The sequence below is a fragment of the Marinobacter sediminum genome (assembly GCF_023657445.1).
GTDB lineage: Bacteria > Pseudomonadota > Gammaproteobacteria > Pseudomonadales > Oleiphilaceae > Marinobacter > Marinobacter sediminum_A.
In genome coordinates this window covers 2,478,850-2,499,348 of the sequence record NZ_JAGTWY010000001.1, presented here as the reverse complement: position 1 = coordinate 2,499,348, position 20,499 = coordinate 2,478,850, and the positions used below count along the sequence as shown (strand labels likewise).

The window sequence follows — 20,499 nt, the reverse complement described above, 5'->3', positions numbered from 1 at the left end:
GTTCAATGAGTACGCCCTGCAATCAGTTTTTGGATGACGGGTTGTGCTGGCCGTGTGTTGTTTGTGAACGGAAAAACCGACCAAACCCGTTGCTTCTGGCGAGCGATTATACAATACCAGAGTAAAATAGTCAGGTATTAAATTGAGCGTGGGATGATTATACCGTAATCAAGGCGCTGGGCACCAAGGCAGGGGGTATCGGGTCGATAGCCTTAGCCTGGTTTAGACTAGTTGCTATTCGCAGGGTTTCTGGCGGTTACTCGATGATGGTTTGATAAAAATTATCCATATCAGCGGGATAACTTACACCGGCCAGCTTCCGGCCATTTTTACCCCGCCGAGAGGAATTGAATCGCCATGGTCGCAGTTGCCGGCAGTCTGCTCAGGGCTGCGCCAGCAAAAGGTCAGGCGCACAAATCAGGTCTCCGTTGGAAGGATTCTGGTCAGGTAGCTGTGGTCCAGTCGCAGGGGCGTGCCATCGGGCCGTGGAATGCGGACGGTGTAACCACTGCCTGGTGCATAGTCCAGTTTGCCGCCGTTGATTTTTTCCATGGCATCTGTCGCAAACCGGCGATTGCCCGCAGGGGTAATGAGTTCCAGCTGGTCCCCGATCGCAAACTTGTTTTTCACCTCAACAGTCAGCCACTGGCCGTCGTCACCCGTGATGGCGCCAACAACCTGTTGCGTTCCCAGATATGAGGAACCCTGCTCGTAGGTCTGGTATTCCCGGGGCAGGTGACGGCGCAGGAAGCCTTCGGTGTAGCCGCGGTTCGACAGAGCCTCGAGTTCGTTCATCAGGTTCATATCGAATGGCTTGCCGTTTACCGCTTCGTCGATGGCTCGGCGATAGACCTGAGTGGTGCGGGCCACGTAATAGGTGCTTTTGGTCCGGCCTTCGATCTTCAGGGAGTGGATGCCCATTTTCACAAGTTCCGCTACATGCTGAACGGCGCGGAGGTCTTTGGAATTCATGATGTAGGTGCCGTGTTCATCCTCGTAGGCGGGGATAAAGCCGCCGGGACGATTGGGTTCCTCCAGCAGGATTTCCCGGGGCTCAACCTCCTGCACTGCGCTGTTGGCAGACGTTGCGATCAGGTCTCCGGTCTGGTCATGGCTGTGCTGTACTTCCTTGTAATTCCAGCGGCAAGCGTTGGTGCAGGCGCCCTGGTTGGCGTCACGATGGTTCATGTAACCGGAAAGCAGGCAGCGCCCGGAATAGGCCATGCAAAGGGCGCCGTGCACGAATACTTCCAGTTCCATCTCCGGGACTCGCTCCCGGATTTCCCGGATCTCGTTGAGCGCCAGCTCGCGGGAGAGAATGACGCGGCTGATGCCTTGCCGCCTCCAGAACTCAACGGTCGCCCAGTTAACGGCGTTGGCCTGAACAGAAAGATGGATCGGCTGGTCCGGCCATCTTTCGCGGACCAGCATGATCAGGCCCGGGTCCGACATGATCAGGGCATCCGGTTTCAGTTTCAGCACTGGCTCCAGATCTTTCAGGTATGTGCGTACCTTGCTGTTGTGAGGTGCTATGTTTGATACAAGGTAGAATTGCTTGCCCAGTTCATGGGCTCTTTCGATGCCTGCGCCCAGGGCGGCAATGTCTTTGAAACTGTTATTCCTTACTCTCAGGGAGTAGCGGGGCTGGCCTGCATAGACAGCATCCGCACCATAGGCGAACGCGGTTTCAAGATGTTCGGGGGTGCCTGCGGGCGCGAGCAATTCCGGGGTTTTCATGGTGGCTCCAGGGAATTTGTGCGGTCTTTCTGGCGGCGTGACATTCGCCACCTGGAAAAGTCGGGCATTTTGCCGGAATCCGACAGAGTTTCCCTTGATCCTGCGCAAGGTCTTATTGATTGTTTTCAGCTAACATGTGTACGCTGGACAATATAGCTTGTGGATCAGGCAGACATAAGAGGAGGAATTTGGCATGGCATCAGAGCCTCTGAGGCCGGAGGTGACTCGTGTTTCGCTGAGTGCACGCGTAAGTTCGCTGATCAGTATTCAGCTCGCACGGGGCAAGGTAGGGGTGGAAGTTGTGGCGTCGCAGCTGCATATGAGCCGCTACACTCTGCATAAGAAATTAAAGCGGGAAGGCTTGACGTTTGCCAGGCTTTTAGAGGATGTCCGGCGTAAGCAGGCGCTGACTTACATGCAGGATAAAACCAAGCCGCTGGTGGAAATTGCCGAGCAGCTTGGGTTCTCGGAGCTGAGCGCGTTCAGCCGGGCTTTCAAGCGCTGGATGGGCACTTCTCCGGCTGAGTATCGCTCAATCAGACTTTCTTGAAGATCAGCGTGGCATTGGTTCCACCAAAGCCAAAACTGTTGCTCATCACCAGGTCCAGGCTCTGGTTATCCATGCGCTCGCGCACGATCGGATAGCCCTCGGCCTCCTCGTCCAGCGTCTGGATGTTGGCTGACGGAGCAATAAAGCCTTCCTGCTGCATAATCAGACTGTAGATGGCTTCGTGCACGCCAGCGGCACCCAGGGCGTGTCCGCACAGAGGTTTGGTTGAGCTCAGGGGCGGGATGTTATCCCCAAAGGTTTCCTTCAGTGCTTTCAGTTCGGTCACATCCCCGGCCGGTGTGCTGGTACCGTGGGTGTTGACGTAACTGATGTCACCCTCAACGTTTTTCATTGCCTGCTGCATACAGCGGATGGCACCTTCACCGCTCGGGGCAACCATGTCCGCGCCGTCGGATGTTGCGCCGAAGCCGACCAACTCACCGAGAATGGTTGCGCCCCTCGCTTCCGCGTGCTCCAGGGCTTCCAGAACCAGTGTTCCACCACCACCGGAAATCACAAAACCATCGCGGGTGCCATCGTAGGTGCGGGATGCGGTTTCGGGTGTGTCGTTGTATTTGGTGGACAAGGCGCCCATGGCGTCAAACAGCAGGCTCAGTGTCCAGTGGATGTCCTCGCCGCCGCCGGCAAGCATGACGTCCTGGCGGCCGAGGGCGATCAGGTCTGCTGCGTGACCGATGGCGTGGGCGCTGGTGGCACAGGCCGATGTAATTCCGTAGTTCACGCCGGTAATGCCGAAGGCGGTTGCGATTGAGGCATTGATGGCGCTGCCCATTGTGCGGGGAACGCGATAAGGGCCTACCCGGCGAATGCCTTTTGCACGATGGGTGTCAATGGCATCAAGCAGTTCGACCGTTGACGCACCGCCCGTGCCAAAGATGGCGCCGGTGGAGTTCGCCCGAATGTGCTCATCAGTGAGGCCTGATTGCTCGATGGCCTCACGAGTAGCCAGATAGGTATAACCGGAAGCAGGGCACATGAATCGCCAGAGTTTCCGATCAATAAGGTCGGGCAGGTTCAGGTCAATCTGGCCGCAGACATGGCTGCGCAATCCATTGTCCCGTGCCTCTTCACTGAATCCGATACCGGGCGTGGATTCCTTGAGGGACTGGGTGACTTCCTTCTGGTTGGTACCAAGGCTGGAAACAATGCCCATACCGGTGATTACAACACGACGCATCTTGTTAACTCCTAAAAATCATCGGTGGAGGTGAACATGCCAACCCGGAGGTCCTTGGCGGTGTATATTTCCCGGCCGTCCACTTCCATTCGGCCATCTGCAATTGCCATGGTCAGCTTGCGCCTGATCACGCGTTTGAGGTCCAGGCGATAGGTTACCTTTTTGGCGGTGGGCAACACCTGACCGGTAAATTTCACTTCACCGGAACCCAGTGCGCGGCCCTTGCCTTCACCGCCCCCCCAGGCGAGAAAGAAGCCGACCAGCTGCCACAAGGCGTCCAGTCCCAGGCAACCCGGCATAACGGGATCATCAACAAAGTGGACCTTGAAAAACCAGAGGTCCGGGTTGATGTCGAGTTCTGCCACGATACTGCCCTTGCCATACAGGCCGTCGTCGTCGGCTATATGAATGACTCGGTCGAACATCAGCATCTCATCAATGGGCAGGCGCATGGAGCCAGGGAAGAGCGTGCCGTGGCCACATTTGATCAGGTCTTCTTTATCAAAATGATCCGGGTTCATAGTGCCAGTATCTCTGTTACAAAATGATTTCCTCATACTTTAGCGCGTATTTGGCAATGATCTATTGACCTTTAGTGGATGATTGACGTTAATCAAAGACCTTTTCCGGTCTAGCCCTCCTTTCCGTCTGGCCTCGGTGACGCCAGGATCACGGTGTAACGCGCCAGGAACATTCCGAAAGCCAGCAGCCATAACGCGGTGCTGATGCCAATGCCCGGGTGCCAGGGGATGACAGTAAGGGCCGTCAGCACACGGATTGCAGCGGCCAGGTGAATAGCTACGAACGCCATTACCATGCCGCGGGGCAGGATCAGGGGGCGGCCGCTGTGGCCGAGGGATACCCGGGCCATCACACCCAGAATAAGACAGCTGATCGCGCCGGCACCGGCAGCGTGGCTCCAGGCGTTGGATGGCCAATCCGCGAGCAGGGTTCCCGCCAGCAGCACCAGGGCGACCGGAATCCAGAGAATGGACAGGTGCAGGATCCAAAGCAACGGCTCCCTGCGTGTGTGCCAGCCCTTCCAGCCTGCAAGCCGGACTGACACCAGGATTGCCGCGGCAATGGCCAGCACCCCGCTCGCGGTTTGCCAGCCCATGACCAGCGACAGCATCAGCAGAATCATGCAAGCCAGCGACGTCAGGTCAAGGGCAGGCACGACTCTGACCGTGGACGGGTCAAGGCCTTGCTGGCGCATCCAGCCCGTGGAAAATGCCGGTGTGATACGCCCGCCGATAATACTGATCAGCGCCATGGCCATAATCAGGGCGCCGTAGCTGTAGGTCATTTCCAACTTGAGTACGAAGCCGACCTGCATCAGCCACAACAGCCCGAGAACCACCATGATCAACAGCTGACGTTTTTGTCTCGCATGCCAGATGCGCCAGCCCGCATCGAGCATGACCAGGGGCAGGAACGCCAGATTCACGATATGGACCAGCCAGTCGGGCAGGCCCCCGCCGAAAGCCAGCAATACCCGGCCTGCAAGCCAGACTCCCCACAAGGCGACGAGTCTGCTGCCGTGGGTACGAGAAGTCTGAGTCCAGGTGCAAACGGCGGTAAGCAGGAAGCCGGCGATGGCGGCGGACAGGAAGCCGAAAAGCATCTCGTGCTGGTGCCAGAAGAGGCCGGGCAGGGCCAGCGGCAGATTGATCACGCCAGTCACCTGCAGCACCCAGGCCGGTATGACCAGCAGGGCCAGAATGCTCATGGAGAGGAAAAATATCCGGAACGGGTAGCTGAAGAGCTGGCGGATACTGGCGGGTGCCATCGCGCCTGAGGTCGGAATTGCCGTCATGGTTGGGCTCCCATAAATACATATATATGATATAAATGTTATAGGGTTCTGCCCGGAATGAACATACCCCCTACCGGGTATCTTTGCGTACAATGCGGCTATTATATTGATTTGAAAGGAAGCCTGATGTGAGTGCGTATCTGATCCTGAAGCACCTGCACGTGACCACAGCGTTCATTACGGTCATCCTGTTTGCCGTCCGTTTACTGATGGACCTGGTCGGCAGGCCCGGATGGCGCGAGACGCCACTGCGCTGGATTCCTCACGCCAACGACACCCTCCTGCTGGCAGCGGCCATCGGGCTTGTGGTTGTAACGCCCTGGATGCCCTTTGTTCATGGCTGGCTCACTGCCAAGATCATCCTGTTGATCGGCTATATTTTTGCCGGAGTGTTTGCCCTTAAAGCCACTCTCAGCGCGCGTGCCCGAGTGGCTGCGGCCATTCTGGCACTGGTGCAGGTGGCGGCGATTTTCCATCTGGCGCTGACCAAGCCGGTCTTGGGCTGAGGCTCAGCCTTTTTCCGATATCTGCCGGGTCAGCTCTTTTAGCTGGACTTGTACCGACTGGAGCTGCCGGGCGATTTCATCGCGTTCGTCGTGGGCCTTTTGCGCCTGCTGGGCATTCTGCTCCTCACTCATTACCTCCAGAATTGCGCCAATCATCATATTCAGGAACACGAACGCCGTCAGGAAGATAAAGGTAAGGTAATACACCCAGCTGAGCGGGTACTGCTCCATGGTGGCATACATCACATCGGTCCAGTCCTCGAAGGTGGCCACCCGGAACAGGGTAAGCATCGCAATTGCCACGTCGCCCCATAAATCCTCGTCCACCTCGGCAAAGAACATCGCGCCCATTGCCGCATAGATGTAAAAGATGATGAACATCAGCACGGCGATGTAGCCCATTCTTGGAATGGCCTTGAGCAGGGAATTGATCAGGAAGCGGAGTTCCGGCACCACGGACACCAGTCGCAATACCCGGAATACCCTGAGCAGGCGACCGAGGAGGACGGCTTCGGAGTTATCCAGCGGGATCAGGCTGCCAATGACCACCAGTGTGTCGAACAGGTTCCAGCCGTCCAGCAGGAAACGCCGTTTGACCGGGCAGGCGGTAAATCTGAACAGGATTTCGATCAGGAAGAACACCGTAATGGCGTTGTCCATAATCGTGAGGCCCTGTTCCACGAAGGGTGGCAAGTCATAGGTCTTGGCGCCAATGGTCATTGCCGACAGGATGATGATGACGATAACCACACCCTGAAAAATCTTGCTGGACTCAATGCGGCGTAGTTGCTCGAAGCCTGAGGTGGGGGTTATTGACGACATGACAGACATCGACTCCAGATGATTCACGGAAAGGCTGAATTCTAAAGGGCTGCGACTGGATTGGATAGCCTGAATTCCGGTCAGTCAGCGTCGACGGGGCCGTGGCAGAAAGTGATAAGCCCTGTTTATGGGAGATGATCAGAAATATTCATTCGTGCTATGTGGGAAGGCTTTCCATAATCAAGTCACAAACAAAAAAACCAAAAGCGAGTGAATTCCCATGTCAGAAAGACCTGAGTTGCCCGGTTGGCGCTGGGGGCCGTTCACGTTCCGACTGCCCTTTTACCATACGCGGCTGTGCTGGCCCGAGTTTTTGCAGGGGCTCTTTGTCTCTGCAGCGACAGGCCTGGCTCTCATTCCGGTAATGACCGCGTTCTTCGGCCTGAGTTTTGAGGAAGCGGTTGCGCTATCGATGATTCATGCCTCATTGATTGCATCGGCTGTCGTTGTCTTTGGTGAGCCCTACGCGGGCGGATGGATCACGCCAGCATTACCACTGATTCTCGCGTTCGTGATCGGTGGCTACGAGGATCCGGTCAGCCGGTTTCAGGCGATGACGGCCCTGAGCCTCGTGTTCGCAGGGCTTGTTCTGTTTCTCGGCATCACCGGCTTGGGCCGGCGTTTCGTTATCTGGCTACCGGATACCCTCAAGGCGGGCATCATTCTCGGCGCCTCCATAGCCGCGCTCAAGCGGGTGTTTGTCGACGATGCCGAACGCTTTCTTCTTGAGCAGCCCATTGCCACTGGACTTGCCTGTGCCATTTGCCTGATCTTCACGTTCTCGGTTCCGATGCAAAAACTGAAAGAGCGGAACCGCTTTTTTTTCATGCTGGGGGCGCTGGGGCTGTTGCCAGGCTTTCTGGCAGCGGCGATTGTCGGACCGCTGGTGGGAGAGGTGAGCTTCGATATTCAGTGGGGCCTGCTGGTGCCGCCCCTGGGTGACGCTCTGGCAAAAGCATCGCCGCTGGTAAATGGCTGGCCATCCCAGGAGATGATTATCCAGAGCATTCCGCTGGCGCTGATTGCCTACATCATACTGTTTGGCGACTTGGTTACCGGCAACGAGGTGTTGCGGGACGGCCTGAAAGCTCGCAGGGACGAACACGTCGACATCAATCTCAACCGTACCCATTTCTCACTGGCAATCCGCAACGCCATCATGGGGCTTGTGGCGCCATTCTTCCCCACCCAGGGGGCTGTGTGGACCGGCGTGCACGTCATTGTGGTTCAGCGCTGGAAACAGGGACCCAAGGCGATGGGCAGCCTGCACAGCGGGCTGGCCTCCTACTATCTGATGGGATTGCCCTTCATCTTCTTCCTGTTGCCGCTGCTCACGGGGCTCAAGCCCCTGTTGGGCGTGGCTTTGTCGCTCACCCTGGTACTGACCGGTTTTGCCTGTGCCTATATTGCGATGGCTATCCCGAGGGACAATGCGTCACGGGGAACGGTAGTTCTGATCGGGGCGTCGCTGGCGTTCTTTGAACCCTGGATGGGGTTGTTAATCGGTGTGGTGGCGACACTGGTCCTGGTTGGCTGGGATAAGAGCCCGGATCCGATTCCCCATGATGAGCGGGACGAAGAGGCGGTCACTGTTGGCCAGGGCTAGCCGGTCAGTCCCCGGATAAGCTGCCATTCCTCCTCACTGACCGGCATTACAGAGAGCCGGCTGCCCTTCTTCACCAGGGGCAGTTCGGCCAGGCCCGTCAGTGATTTCAGTTCATCAAGTGGAATCAGCCGCGGCAGTGTGCAGACATACCTCATATCGGTCGCTTGCCAGCGCGGCTTTTCCGCTGAGCTTTTGTTGTCGTAGTAAGGCGACTCCGGATCGAACTGGGTCGGGTCTGGATAGGGGCCCCGAACCACCTCCACCACACCCGCGATGCCAATGTGTTTGCAGCTTGAATGGTAGACAAAAACCTCATCGCCTTCGGTCATTTCCCGGAGGAAATTTCTTGCCTGGTAGTTACGCACGCCGTCCCAGGGAATGGGGGTTTCGGGTGCGTTAGCAAAGTCATCAATGCCGCACTCGGAAGGCTCTGTCTTGACCAGCCACTTAGCCATGGATTCCTCACTCGATTAATCCCGCAAGTATACCCCATAAAAAAGCCCCCGGAATCCGGGGGCTTGAGCAAGCAAGGCTCGCGGTGACACAGGCGGATCAGTGCTTCACTCCAGGGGGCATGGAGGTGGGTGGCTGCGGCCGGTGAGGGCGGTTTAACGGGTAGAACAGGTGCGGGGTGGCCAGTTCCGGCAGGTCTGTGCGCTCCACATGGGCGCCCCACTCCTCCCGCTCAGCCGTGCGGATTGCGTAATGCATCCAGATCAGTGCCGCCGCCACGATACCGAACATCAGCATGAAGCAGCTCTGCCATATGCCCGTCAGGTCGTTCAGAATGCCAAAGGTTAGCGGCAGGATGAAGCCGCCGAGCCCACCAATCATGCCGACAACGCCGCCAACCGCGCCGACATGTTTTGGGTAGTAAACCGGAATGTGCTTGTAGACTGCCGCCTTGCCCAGTGACATGAAAAAACCGAGGGTGAAAATCAGGAGGATAAAGGCTGGCAGGCCCACCTCCAGGGTAAAGCTGATGTCGCCATCAATACCCTGGATCACGTAGTCGGTAGGCGGGTAGCTCAGGAGAAAGGTCGCAAGGGTGGATGCACCGAAGGTCCAGTACATTACCCGGCGTGCGCCAAAACGATCGGACAGCCAGCCACCGAGAATGCGGAACAGGGAGGCGGGGATAGTGTACAGCGCCGCGATAAGGCCGGCAGTTTTGATATCCAGGCCATAGACCCCGATCAGGAAGTGCGGCAGCCAGAGTGCCAGTGCCACGAACGCCCCGAAAACAAAGAAATAATACAGCGCAAAGCGCCAAACTCGAAGTTCTCTCAGCGGCTCCATTTGCTCGAGGAACGATTTGGATTGTTCTTTTCTCCGTTCCGCCGCCAGGGGATCTTCTTTGGCGAGGATCAGGAAGACCACGCCCATGACAGCAAGCACGGTGGCGTAGATCAGCGCCGTGCTTTCCCAGCCAAAAGCAACCAGCAGGAAAGGTGCACCGAAGTTGGTGACGGCTGCGCCTACGTTGCCGGCACCAAAAATACCCAGGGCGGTACCCTGGCGTGAGGGCTCAAACCAGGCCGCGGTGTATGCGACACCAACGATGAAGGACCCACCCGCGAGGCCTACCCCCAGGGCGCCGACCAGCAACATCAGGTAGGTGGTGGCGAACGTCAGCAGGTAGACGCAGGCTGCCGTGGTGAGCATGAGAATCCCGAATACCCAGCGTCCGCCGTAGCGATCCGTCCAGATACCCAGGAAAAGTCGGCTGATGGAGCCAGTGAGGATGGGCGTTGCCATGAGCAGGCCCAGTTGGGTGTCGGACAACCCGAGATCTTCGGCGAGACGGATGCCGATAATCGAGAAAATGGTCCAGACAGCGAAACACAGTGTGAACGCGAATGTTGATAAGCCGAGAGCTCGATACTGCTCCGGTTTTGATGCTGTGGCGGTCATCGCTTTCTCTCCTTTCAAACTTCTTAAACCATAACAAAATCAGGGTCTTTTCATGCGGGGCATTGGAGGTACCTACGGCAGGGTGGTCAGGTGGTAGAAAAACCGATGTTTTTTCGGCGAAGGGGATAGGTCCTTGATTTCTCTGGTGGGGTACGCGGCCTGGCGGTTGATATACGTCAATCATCAGGGCGTTCGGAATGTGGGGTAATGGCTGACAGATATCAATTGACGCCCGCTCGCGGGCATCGACAAATGCCGCTGGAGAACCCCATGAAAATCATGATTGCCTACGATGGATCGCGGAATGCCAGGTTGGCTCTGGCCCAGACGATCACCATGTTCCGCGAACTCAAGCCCCAGATCGTCCTGGTCGCGGTTGCCGAAAACCCCCGGGATATTACCTCCGGCAACGAAGACCTGTTCCAGCAGGAAGTTTCGGAGCTCAAGGGTTACCTGAACGAAGCCATGGACGTGTGCCAGAACGAGGACGTCGGGGCTGAGACCCTGCTGCTTGAGGGTGACCCGCGCAAGATGCTTCTTTACGCCGCGGAGAAAAAAATCCATCCGGACATGCTGGTTATCGCCCGCCACAGCCATGAACCGGATGGCGGCTTCATCGCGCGGTCCCTTACCTATTTCGTCGACGAACTGGATTACATGACCTTCGGCAGCGTGAGTTCATTTCTCGCCCGACGGATCCAGTGCCCACTTCTGATTTTGCCCAGCCGTTGAGTCGGCGAGTACCAATTTTCGATTGATAGCCCAAGGAGGCTGACATGAAAGTCGCAGACGTTTTCCATTTCAGGAACGCCGAGATCAAGGCGCTGCACCTGACCTGGATTGCATTCTTTATTACCTTCTACGTGTGGTTCAACATGGCGCCGCTGGCATCGAGTATGCTTAAAAGCGTCGACTGGCTGACCACCGACGATATCCGCCTGTTTGCCATCTGTAACGTGGCGCTCACCATTCCTGCCCGGATCATCGTGGGGATGGCCCTCGACCGCTTCGGTCCGCGCCGGGTGTTCTCGGTACTGATGGTGTTGATGGCCATCCCGGCGCTGGTGTTCGCTTTCGGTAATACCATGACCCAGCTGCTGGTCAGCCGGCTGGTGCTCAGCTCCATTGGTGCCAGTTTTGTGGTTGGCATCCACATGACCGCCATGTGGTTCAAACCCAAGGACATTGGCTTTGCAGAAGGCTTCTATGCCGGCTGGGGGAACTTCGGCTCTGCCGCCGCCGCAATTTCGCTGCCGACCATTGCCCTGCACATGTACGGTGGTGAGGACGGATGGCGCTGGGCCATTGCCCAGAGCGCGATTGTGATGGCCGCCTATGGCGTCTACTACTGGTTCGCGATCACCGATGGCCCTGTCGGTACGGTGCACCGCAAACCACGCAAGGCGGTTGCTCTGGAAGTCAGTACCTGGGGTGACATGGTCAAGCTGATCCTGTGGACCATTCCTCTGGTCGGGGTCCTGAGCATCCTGGTCTGGCGCATCCAGAACATGGGCTACCTGAGCACCACCGGGGCCGCTGTCTGCTATGCGGTGATCTTTGCCATTGTGTGCTACCAGATCGTCCAGATTCTCCGGGTGAACGTGCCGATCCTGAAAAAGGGTGTGCCCGAGGATGACAAATACCCGTTCAACAGCGTCGCCGCGCTGAACAGCACCTACTTTGCCAACTTCGGTGCCGAACTGGCCGTCGTCTCCATGCTGCCCATGTTCTTCGAGGAAACCTGGAGCCTGAGCGCTACTGCCGCGGGCCTGATCGCCGCCTCCTTTGCCTTTGTGAACCTGGTAGCGCGCCCGATGGGTGGCCTGGTTTCTGACCGCATGGGCAACCGCCGATTCGTGATGCTCAGCTATATGTTCGGCATTTCCATTGGCTTCGCCCTGATGGGGCTTATGAACTCAAACTGGCCGCTGATCATTGCCGTGGCTATTACTGTGTTCACGTCGTTCTTTGTTCAGGGAGCAGAGGGTGCCACCTTTGGCATCATACCCTCCATCAAACGCCGGCTCACCGGACAGATTTCCGGCATGGCGGGTGCCTACGGTAACGTTGGTGCAGTGGTTTACCTCACCATTTTCACCTTCGTAACCCCCACGCAGTTTTTCTACATCATCGCCGCGGGTGCCTTTATCAGCTGGGTCCTGTGTGTCATGTGGCTGAAAGAGCCTGAATCCGGTTTTGCGGAGGAGTACCAGGTCTCATCGGTGGATCTCCAGATAGAGGAAGAGGAGCGTCGTCGTCAGGCCGCTGCAACCGCTGGCTGACGACCGGGTAGCGATAAAAAACCGCCGGGAGCAATCCCGGCGGTTTTTTTTATTCCAGGTGTGAATCCTGTGCCCGTGATGACCGGCTTCGGTGAGGCATTCCCGGGGTTATCAGAAGTGGTCGTATCCGAACTTCATGTAGGTAATCCCGGGGCTAAGAATGAGCCGCCATGCCAGCTCGACTTCATCACAGAACTCCGGGTCGTAGACTCTGACGGTGTCGGTGAGGCATTCCAGCCACAGGTCGTACAGATAGGGCTTGATATTGAGTTCCCGGGAACTGTGCAGGTAAGCGATTCTTCGAAGCACATCATCAATGGTGCCGCTGGCGTAAAACGCGACCAGGCTGAAAAATGATTTTTTCAGCATACTGCGTTGCACAGACATATCCGTATTGCGGAACAGCATCCGGACTTCTGGCGATGAACTCAGGAAACGCTGGTAGAAAGCTTCAAAGAAGTCAGTGTTATCAGGTGATGCCAGGAGGACACGGTCATAGCTTGCGTCAAAGATGTCATCGAAAGACATGACGACCTCCACTCACTGGATGGAATGCATTCCCTACCTTTTAAAAGTAGCAGTTCAAAGGCTACAAAACCATTCTGATTCAGGGCCGGGAACTTCCGTCCGCGCACGAAAAAGCCCCGGCCTCACTGACGAGACCGGGGCTTTCTGACGGGCCAGGCCGGTATTACGGGTTCTTGATATAGGCGTTCTTGCGAAGGTAGAACCACCAGTTCACTACCAGGCAGAGCGCGTAAAAGACTGCAAAGCCGTACATGGCAACTTCCGGTGTGCCGGCCTGGATTTCCTGGCCCATTACCCGTGGGGCGATGAACGCGCCATAGGCGGCAACCGCGGATGTCCAGCCCAGTACAGGGCCTTTCTGCTGCTGGTTGAAGATGAAACCGATGCTGCGGAAGGTGGAGCCGTTGCCAATACCGCTGGCGGCAAACATGAGAATGAACAGAATCAGGAAGGGCGCAAAATAGGCGTTCGGATCCGTGGAGTTGTACGCCAGCATCATCACATAGCCGGTGGCCACAGAGGCGCCAACCATCACAACCGAGATGATCTGGGTAACGATGGAGCCGCCAACCTTGTCTGAAATCCAGCCACCAACCGGACGAATCAGTGCGCCAACAAAAGGACCCATCCAGGCCCAGGTCAGTGCGCTCGGTGCATCAGGGTTGACCACCCGGGTGACCGTGCCATCGGCAGCAACTTCCATCATGTTGCCGAAGATGACGGTGATGGACAGTGGCAGGGCAGCGGAGAAACCAATGAACGAGCCAAAGGTGAGAATGTAGAGCACGGTCATGGACCAGGTGTGCTTGTTGCTGAAAATCGCAAACTGATTCTGGATGTTGGGCTTGATGTCGCCCGGGATCAGCCGCAAGAGAATCAGTGTCAGCACGATGGTCAGGGGCAGGGCGAGCCACATGTTCAGCACGCTGAGGGCCCAGACGCCTGCAATAGATGCCAGGAGGCCGACGCCGTAGAGTCCGAGAATCTTGCCAAACGCCGAGAGCGGGCTGCCGGGATTCGGTGTAACCACTTTCAGGTTGTTCATGCCGAACCAACCGGCAAACGCCAGCGGAATCAGAAACAACAGCCAGATAAAGCCGGCGTTCTGGATCCAGGTGTCGGTGCCAACCTCAATACGACCGATAAGAGTGCCGCTGGGACTTTGCAGTTGCATCGGGTCACCGGCCAGGGCACCGAAGATGCCAACGGTCATCACCAGCGGAATGACGACCTGCATGGTAGTCACGCCGAAATTCCCCAGCCCGGCATTCATGCCCAGGCCATAGCCCTGCTTGCTTTTCGGGTAGAAGGTACTGATGTTGCTCATGGAGCAGGCAAAGTTACCGCCACCGATACCTGAGAGCAATGCCAGGGCCTGGAAGACAATAAAGGGTGTATCCGGGTTCATCAGGGCAATACCGGTACCGGCCGCCGGAATCATCAACAGGGCCGTGGTCAGGAAAACGGTGTTTCGTCCGCCGGCAATCTTGATCATGAACGAGGCCGGAATCCGCAAGGTGGCGCCGGACAAGCCTGCGATTGCAGAAAGGGTAAACAGTTGCTCAATGCTGAAGGGAAAGCCCAGATTCTTCATCTGGGTGGTGATCATCCCCCACATCAACCAGACGGCAAAGCCTATCAGCAGGCTGGGGATGGAAATCCACAGGTTGCGGGAAGCGATGCGCTTGCCCTCCTGCTCCCAGAATTCTTCGTTTTCGACATCCCAGTGTTCGATGTCTGCGTTGGTTTTGGCCATGATTTTGACTCCCTCGGTTAACGTACCCTGACCGCATGCGTGGCGGCATCCGGGCTTCTCGACACCATTGTGCAAAGCTGGGCGGGGAGGGTTTCTTGATATTTCGCAAGGACAAAGCGGCGTGCCAGATAGCCGGTTTTCCGGCGCGGTTTCAGGTCTGCTTCTGGTAAATAAAAATCAATAAAATCATGTGGATGCGATAGTAATATTCCAAAGTGGGTAGGCGTTCTGGCCGATGGCGCAGTAGAGGTAGCCAATCATTTCCGGCGGTTCTGGCTATGCCGGAACAGCACAACAAGCTGCAGGGCGACAAGAGCGTAGGTGCCGGACCAGCTCACAGCCGACAACCCGAGCAGGTGAGGGTTCGTGAAAGGCGTAACGCCCGCATGAAGCCGAGCGAGCGCCGAAATAGCCATGCCGATAGCAATACCGATAACCTGCCATGAGGGTGGCGTGGTCCGTCTGGCGCGCTGCCAGGCCAGGCGCAGCATCACACTGGTGGACAGCGTGCCAAGGGCGCCAATGGTGATCAGATGCATGGAGGGGATTGGGTCAGTTCCCCGCAAAAGACTGAACCCGGTGGCGCCGGCGCCTGCCGCCAGCCAGAGATAACCAAGGGCCAGAACCAGAATATCCGGCCGATTTCTGCAATGCCAGAGCTTCCAGCGGATGGTGCGAACCACAATCAGCAAGGTCGAGATCACCAATAATAGCCCTGCGCCCGCAGCTGCCCATGGCAGGAAGGTCAGAATCAGTGCCAGTGGCAGAATGATCAACAGCACCCCTTCAATCCGTGGTTGCACCCTTGCCTCCAGGGAAATGCCCCGCTTCTCCAGGGTTCCGGCCACTGCTGGGGCGATCATTCTGCCCCCGATAAACGTCATCAGCAGCAGAAGGCCGATAATGGCGGCTACCATCACCTGGCGGGGGTCGGGCATTGGCTGAAGGCTCCCAGTCAGGGTGCTACTGGCAAGCCAGAAGAGGGCCGATAACAGACACAGGACCAGTATCAGCGGGCCTGCGATCCGGTTGCGCCATTTCTTGGCAGCCTGGAACCTTGGTACGGCATGGCGGGCCAGCAATAGCGCAAAAGCCGGACTGAGCGCTTGGGCTGCCAGGCTCTCCGGCGCCAGAAACCAGCTGATCCGGGCAACAAGCCACAACAGAAACAGCGATGCAAGAAGTCGCCGCGGCTGGGGGCCAAGGGTATAGCCGGCAACCAGGGCCAGAGCAAAGCCGAAAATCAGTTCATGGCCATGTCCGGAGCCCAATAGTCCCGGAGGCCAGCCTGTGCCAGACAGGGCGCTGTAAACGGATAGAGGCACCGCCAATGCAGCCAGAAGCGAGGCGGCAGTAAAAAATAACCAGAATGCATGTATGTTGTTGCGGGACATCCCCGAGTTGTCTGAAGTCATCTTGCGTCCTTGACCAGATCGGGCCCCAGGGCTATCAGTAAAATAACATGGGTACATTTTAAAGGTGCATCATGAATATTACACAGTTTGCCCGTCTACCGTTTTCTGGCAATGGCGCCTGGTCTGAGCTGCGGCGTCTTGATCTGTCCATTCCGTTCCTGGCCTGGGTTATTGTGGTACCCATGTCGTTCCTGCCACCGGTGCTGCTTTATTTCGCGGGCACGCACTACGGCGACAGCTTTATTCGGGGGTTTGGTGACAAGGAATGGCGGTTTATCACTACTATTCTGTTTTTGGCCGAACTGCTGACATTTTTTGTGATGGGTTGGCTGATTCACGCTGTGATGGACAGCCATCAACTGAGAGTCAGTTATCAGGATGCCTATCTGCTGGCTGCGATTGCTCCCCTGCCGCTTTGGCTGTCGTCACTGGCGTTACTGGTGCCGGCTCTGGCGGTGAGTGTGGTGGCGGTGCTTGCCGGGTTGTTCCTGTCCTGCGCGCTGGTGTATCAGGGTGTTCGCTCCGTTTGCGAACGAACGGATAATGATGTGGTGGCCATGTCTGCCACCTACACCGTCATGGCGGTGTCCCTGCTCGCCTGGGGCGTACTGATGGCGATGGTCTGGGGGTTCTGATCAGGCCGTGTAGGGCAGAACGCCATAATAGATGGCGCTGAAGTGACAGGCGCTGCCGCCAATCACGAACAGGTGCCAGACTGCGTGCATGTACGGGATGCGGTCGGCCAGATAAAAGGCGACACCGGCGGTGTACACAACACCGCCGGCAATGGTGAGGTTCAGGGCGGTTTCGCTCAGGCTTGCCATAAGATCCGACGAGGCAAAGGTGATTAGCCAGCCCATGGCCACGTAGATGCCAACACGGGCAAGCTTGAAGCGGTTCTTGAAAATAACCTTCAATATCACCCCCGTCAGCGCCAGCGACCAGATCACTGCAAACAGCGTCCAGCCCACGGTCCCCCGCATGTTTACCAGAAGGAACGGCGTGTAGGTGCCTGCAATCAACAGGAAGATGGCGCAATGGTCGAGGGTTTTAAAGGCCTTCTTCAGCTCTGGCCGACGCGCGCCGTGATACAGGGCGGACGCCATGTAAAGCAGGATAAGTGAGGCACCAAAAATGCTGAAGCTGACGATCTTCCAGGCATCCCCGGACTGACTGGCACCGACAATCAGGGCCACGGTTCCAAGAACGCTAAGTAACGCTCCAATGCCGTGAGTTGCGCTGTTAAGCCATTCCTCGATGTTGTTGTGAAGAGTCTGGGTGGCGGATGGGGCTGGTGTCATCGAAAGGTCGTCCGTATTAGTCATGCGTATAAAATACTTGAGCGTACAGTTGTACGCAATTCTTGAGGGGGAACATCCTGTGACCCTGTTCAGAAAAACTGAACGACCTGCCGGAAAACTTCCGGTTTCTCTGTTTACCGCCACTGGTTAGCCTTGCGTCATCAGATGACAGATAGACAGAGAGGGTTCTCCCAATGGCAAAAGTACTTGTTCTTTATTATTCCATGTACGGCCATATTGAAACGATGGCAAACACGATTGCAGAAGGTGCCAAGGATGTAGACGGTGCCGAGATCACCCTCAAGCGGGTTCCGGAAACCATGGCCGATCAGGCGTTTCTGAGTGCCGGTGGCAAGGCGGAGCAGCAGGCCACTGTAGCCGACCCGAAAGAGCTTGCGGAGTATGATGCCATCATCTTCGGCACACCGACCCGGTTCGGCAACATGGCGGGCCAGATGCGCTCCTTCCTCGACCAGACTGGCGGGTTGTGGGCGGAAGGCAAGCTTCACGGCAAGGTGGCCAGTGTATTCACTTCCACCGGAACCGGTGGTGGTCAGGAACACACCATCAGTTCGTTCTGGACCACGCTGGCCCATCACGGCATGGTGATCGTACCTCTGGGTTATGGTATTCCGGAGTTCTTTGATATTTCTGAAATGAACGGCGGAACACCCTACGGGGCATCAACCATCGCCGGTGGGGACGGTTCGCGTCAGCCCAGTGAGAAAGAACTGGCGATTGCCCGCTTCCAGGGCAAACATGTTGCTGAGCTGGCAGTGAAGCTGCACGGCTAACGGTAAAGCACTGATCAAGCGTTGAGCGTTTTTCAGGGCAGCAGGCGAGAGCTTGCTGCCCTTTTTTATGTGGTTTCCCGGTGTGTGCCGGAACTCAGGACTGGCCGCCCACCGCACCTGTTTTCAGCCGGGAGAAGGTTGCGGGTACAACACCCAGCCACGACGCCAGCTGATTGTCTGGAACACGCTTGACCAGCTCGGGATACTCTTCAAGCAGCAGCTTATAGCGTTCCCGGGCCGGCATCGTGTGTTTGCGGAATTCCCGCATGCTGGTGAGTTCTGCGAGCTCTTCGGTCAGTGCAAGGGCAAAGCGGGGCCACAGGCCTTCGCCGTGGGACCGGATGGCCGAGCGGAATGCGGAGAAATCGGCGACCCAGACGGTTGCCGGCGTAACAGAGACCAGGCAGAGCGTATTGCGAACAGTGCGGGTGCGGCCAAAGACGGGCCAGACCATATCACCCTCTGAAAAGAAGTGATGAATGGCAATCTTGCCGTTGGGAGCTTCCCGGAACAACCTCAGGATACCGTGCTGAATGAGGTAAACATTACGCCAGGGGGCATCATGCTGTTCCAGTGTGGTTTCGGCATCAACCCGTTGCTGGTGGAAGAGCCCGGAGAGGTCTGCGAGCAGCTGGGTTTCCGGATCGTTATGGTTGTCCGTGAGGCGTATGCCGAACACACGGCTCAGCCCATTGAGCAGTGCTACCGATTCCGGTGCGGATTCCTGCAGAACGATATCCCTGTTTCCCTCACCGAGAAGGCAGGGAGAGGAGGATACGTCGGGCCTGAGAATGCTGTTCATGGCGCGGACCCTGTTTCGAATGATTGTTCGATTATCCTACCAAAGAAGCGATAGCGGAAATGACATAGGTCATTACCGTTTTGCAAGCCTTCCGGGTACTTGCCAGGGCAGGCAGCGGGCACGGTTCTGCTGACCCTGTTGTTTGCCCTGGCGTCTATTCCGGTGATGATTTCTCTGGCGCTTTAACGGGAGCTTACAGACGAACTGGCAGGCGAGGCCTGTACACTGGCGGCTCTTGCTTCAGCGATATCCTGACGAGCATGACGTACCACGCTGATCCCCGCAGTGACGGCCAGAGACCCCATGATGCCCGCTACGATGAGGTCCGGCCAGGCACTGTTGGTGCCGAAAACACCGATAGCAGCAGCCATGACGGCAACGTTGCTGATGGCGTCGTTACGGCTGCACAGCCAGACCGAACGCATGTCCGAATCGCCTGACCGGAAACGGAATAGCATAACGGCAACGGTGACGTTGGCGGTCAGAGCGAGCAGTCCAACGGCCCCCATGGTTAGGGCTTCCGGGGTGATGCCGCTCTGTGCTGTCCAGATGGCGCGCCCCCAGACAACCAGGCCAAAGGTCGCCATGGTAAGCCCCTTGATCATCGCCGCACGACCACGCCAGAGCATGCCCATAGTCAGGACGCTCAGGGAAAGGATGTAGTTGGCACTGTCGCCGAAAAAGTCGATGGCATCCGCCATCAGGGAAACCGACCCGGACTGAATACTGGCGATGCCCTCGACCAGGAACATGGCAAGGTTTACCCAGAGGGCAATCCACAGCGCCTTGCGGAATCCCGGGGCGGGCGACTTGGGTTCGGGGGCCGAGCAATTGCAGGCCATGATGTCCTCCTGTTTTCGATTGCCCCTATTTAAAACCCTGTAGTGACTACAGGGTCAAGGACTTTCCAGCAACCGTTGAGGCGAACTGTCACCGATGGCCGGGACCGTGGGTGCCGGGAACATGATTGTCGCCGACGGTGGTGTCGAGTTCCTCGAGCTCGGACGTCAGGCCACCCAGGATTCCGCATTCACTCACGGTTCGGCCGTCGGAACAGGCAGCCTGTAAGGTCACCAGAGTTCGCTCCAGACTTGCCAGTTCTTTCAAACGCTCCCGGACATGACTCAGGTGGCGGGTGAGCAGTGCGTCTACGCCGTTACAATCTGCCTCTGGTTCCTCCGCCAAGCGGATGAGTTCGCGGATTTCGTCCTGCGCCATATCAAGATTACGGCAGCGTTTGATGAACAGAAGGCGCTCCAGGTGGGCCTGGCGATAGGATCGGTAACCGCTCGCATCCCGGTCCGGTTCGGGCAGCAGTCCTATTTTCTCGTAATACCTCACCGTTTCAACGGGGATACCTGCACGTTTTGATATTTCACCAATCTTCATTTCGAATGCCCTGCTGTCCGGTTCGCCGATCTGTGCTTGAGTTGAGTCAAGCGCGTTTCTTCCGGGATGACTCACACTGCAAG

At 57.1% G+C, this 20,499-nt stretch carries 21 protein-coding genes; 7 read left to right on the top strand and 14 right to left on the bottom strand.

The features are described from left to right. Positions 1-417 precede the first annotated feature (417 nt). Positions 418-1,737: a tRNA 5-hydroxyuridine modification protein YegQ gene (yegQ, locus tag KFJ24_RS11890; protein WP_250831306.1), complete on the bottom strand. Its 1,320-nt coding sequence runs from the start codon at positions 1,735-1,737 to the stop codon at positions 418-420. A 193-nt stretch (positions 1,738-1,930) separates the two neighbouring features. Here yegQ and KFJ24_RS11885 point away from each other — a divergent pair, with 193 nt between their 5' ends. Then, positions 1,931-2,287, top strand: coding sequence for a helix-turn-helix transcriptional regulator (locus KFJ24_RS11885; RefSeq protein WP_250831305.1), 357 nt, complete (start codon positions 1,931-1,933; stop codon positions 2,285-2,287). On the opposite strand, the gene fabB is transcribed toward KFJ24_RS11885, so the two are convergent. From fabB to KFJ24_RS11870, 3 genes are all read right to left on the bottom strand, one after another. Next, a complete protein-coding gene (gene fabB / locus KFJ24_RS11880) occupies positions 2,274-3,485 on the bottom strand; it encodes a beta-ketoacyl-ACP synthase I (RefSeq protein ID WP_250831304.1) in 1,212 nt (403 codons plus the stop codon). The genes KFJ24_RS11885 and fabB overlap by 14 nt on opposite strands. Before the next feature lie 11 nt (positions 3,486-3,496). Beyond that, positions 3,497-4,006, bottom strand: coding sequence for a bifunctional 3-hydroxydecanoyl-ACP dehydratase/trans-2-decenoyl-ACP isomerase (gene fabA / locus KFJ24_RS11875; protein WP_250831303.1), 510 nt, complete (start codon positions 4,004-4,006; stop codon positions 3,497-3,499). Positions 4,007-4,116: 110 nt separating this feature from the next. Further along, positions 4,117-5,301 carry an NnrS family protein gene (locus KFJ24_RS11870; RefSeq protein WP_250831302.1) on the bottom strand — a complete coding sequence of 395 codons (1,185 nt, stop codon included), beginning with the start codon at positions 5,299-5,301 and terminating at the stop codon, positions 4,117-4,119. Between the two features lie 128 nt (positions 5,302-5,429). Between KFJ24_RS11870 and KFJ24_RS11865 the strand changes: the two genes are divergently transcribed. Next, complete coding sequence (locus tag KFJ24_RS11865) at positions 5,430-5,807, top strand: SirB2 family protein (protein WP_250831301.1); 378 nt, start codon at positions 5,430-5,432, stop codon at positions 5,805-5,807. A gap of 3 nt (positions 5,808-5,810) precedes the next feature. On the opposite strand, the gene KFJ24_RS11860 is transcribed toward KFJ24_RS11865, so the two are convergent. Then, a complete protein-coding gene (locus KFJ24_RS11860) occupies positions 5,811-6,629 on the bottom strand; it encodes an ion transporter (protein ID WP_250831300.1) in 819 nt (272 codons plus the stop codon). Positions 6,630-6,849: 220 nt separating this feature from the next. Between KFJ24_RS11860 and KFJ24_RS11855 the strand changes: the two genes are divergently transcribed. Further along, a complete protein-coding gene (locus KFJ24_RS11855) occupies positions 6,850-8,235 on the top strand; it encodes a hypothetical protein (protein ID WP_250831299.1) in 1,386 nt (461 codons plus the stop codon). Here KFJ24_RS11855 and KFJ24_RS11850 read toward each other — a convergent pair. After that, positions 8,232-8,690, bottom strand: a complete 459-nt coding sequence (locus tag KFJ24_RS11850) for an EVE domain-containing protein (protein WP_250831298.1) — start codon at positions 8,688-8,690, stop codon at positions 8,232-8,234. The genes KFJ24_RS11855 and KFJ24_RS11850 overlap by 4 nt on opposite strands. A gap of 97 nt (positions 8,691-8,787) precedes the next feature. Continuing rightward, positions 8,788-10,149 carry an MFS transporter gene (locus KFJ24_RS11845; protein WP_250831297.1) on the bottom strand — a complete coding sequence of 454 codons (1,362 nt, stop codon included), beginning with the start codon at positions 10,147-10,149 and terminating at the stop codon, positions 8,788-8,790. Positions 10,150-10,419: 270 nt separating this feature from the next. Between KFJ24_RS11845 and KFJ24_RS11840 the strand changes: the two genes are divergently transcribed. After that, positions 10,420-10,881, top strand: a complete 462-nt coding sequence (locus tag KFJ24_RS11840) for a universal stress protein (protein WP_250831296.1) — start codon at positions 10,420-10,422, stop codon at positions 10,879-10,881. A gap of 44 nt (positions 10,882-10,925) precedes the next feature. Further along, positions 10,926-12,431 carry an MFS transporter gene (locus KFJ24_RS11835; RefSeq protein WP_250831295.1) on the top strand — a complete coding sequence of 502 codons (1,506 nt, stop codon included), beginning with the start codon at positions 10,926-10,928 and terminating at the stop codon, positions 12,429-12,431. A 111-nt stretch (positions 12,432-12,542) separates the two neighbouring features. Here the strand turns inward: KFJ24_RS11835 and KFJ24_RS11830 are convergent, their stop codons facing one another. The 3 genes from KFJ24_RS11830 to KFJ24_RS11820 form a co-directional block, all read right to left on the bottom strand. Beyond that, the gene (locus tag KFJ24_RS11830) at positions 12,543-12,959 is read right to left on the bottom strand and encodes a globin (RefSeq protein WP_250831294.1); all 417 of its coding nucleotides are present in this window, start codon (positions 12,957-12,959) and stop codon (positions 12,543-12,545) included. Positions 12,960-13,122: 163 nt separating this feature from the next. After that, positions 13,123-14,715 carry an antiporter gene (locus KFJ24_RS11825; protein WP_250831293.1) on the bottom strand — a complete coding sequence of 531 codons (1,593 nt, stop codon included), beginning with the start codon at positions 14,713-14,715 and terminating at the stop codon, positions 13,123-13,125. Positions 14,716-14,972: 257 nt separating this feature from the next. Further along, positions 14,973-16,130: an NnrS family protein gene (locus KFJ24_RS11820; protein ID WP_250831292.1), complete on the bottom strand. Its 1,158-nt coding sequence runs from the start codon at positions 16,128-16,130 to the stop codon at positions 14,973-14,975. A gap of 71 nt (positions 16,131-16,201) precedes the next feature. Between KFJ24_RS11820 and KFJ24_RS11815 the strand changes: the two genes are divergently transcribed. Next, positions 16,202-16,765, top strand: coding sequence for a Yip1 family protein (locus KFJ24_RS11815; protein ID WP_250831291.1), 564 nt, complete (start codon positions 16,202-16,204; stop codon positions 16,763-16,765). Here KFJ24_RS11815 and trhA read toward each other — a convergent pair whose 3' ends face one another. Then, on the bottom strand, positions 16,766-17,431 hold the full coding sequence (gene trhA, locus KFJ24_RS11810; protein ID WP_250831290.1) for a PAQR family membrane homeostasis protein TrhA: 666 nt from the start codon (positions 17,429-17,431) through the stop codon (positions 16,766-16,768). Positions 17,432-17,625: 194 nt separating this feature from the next. On the opposite strand from trhA, the gene wrbA reads away from it, so the two are divergent. Next, the gene (gene wrbA / locus KFJ24_RS11805; protein ID WP_250831289.1) at positions 17,626-18,225 is read left to right on the top strand and encodes an NAD(P)H:quinone oxidoreductase; all 600 of its coding nucleotides are present in this window, start codon (positions 17,626-17,628) and stop codon (positions 18,223-18,225) included. 94 nt (positions 18,226-18,319) lie between these two features. Here wrbA and KFJ24_RS11800 read toward each other — a convergent pair whose 3' ends face one another. The 3 genes from KFJ24_RS11800 to cadR form a co-directional block, all read right to left on the bottom strand. Next, positions 18,320-19,027 carry a Crp/Fnr family transcriptional regulator gene (locus tag KFJ24_RS11800; protein WP_250831288.1) on the bottom strand — a complete coding sequence of 236 codons (708 nt, stop codon included), beginning with the start codon at positions 19,025-19,027 and terminating at the stop codon, positions 18,320-18,322. Between the two features lie 182 nt (positions 19,028-19,209). Next, complete coding sequence (locus KFJ24_RS11795) at positions 19,210-19,869, bottom strand: cation transporter (RefSeq protein WP_250831287.1); 660 nt, start codon at positions 19,867-19,869, stop codon at positions 19,210-19,212. Between the two features lie 88 nt (positions 19,870-19,957). Next, positions 19,958-20,416 carry a Cd(II)/Pb(II)-responsive transcriptional regulator gene (gene cadR / locus KFJ24_RS11790; RefSeq protein ID WP_250831285.1) on the bottom strand — a complete coding sequence of 153 codons (459 nt, stop codon included), beginning with the start codon at positions 20,414-20,416 and terminating at the stop codon, positions 19,958-19,960. Positions 20,417-20,499: the final 83 nt, after the last annotated feature.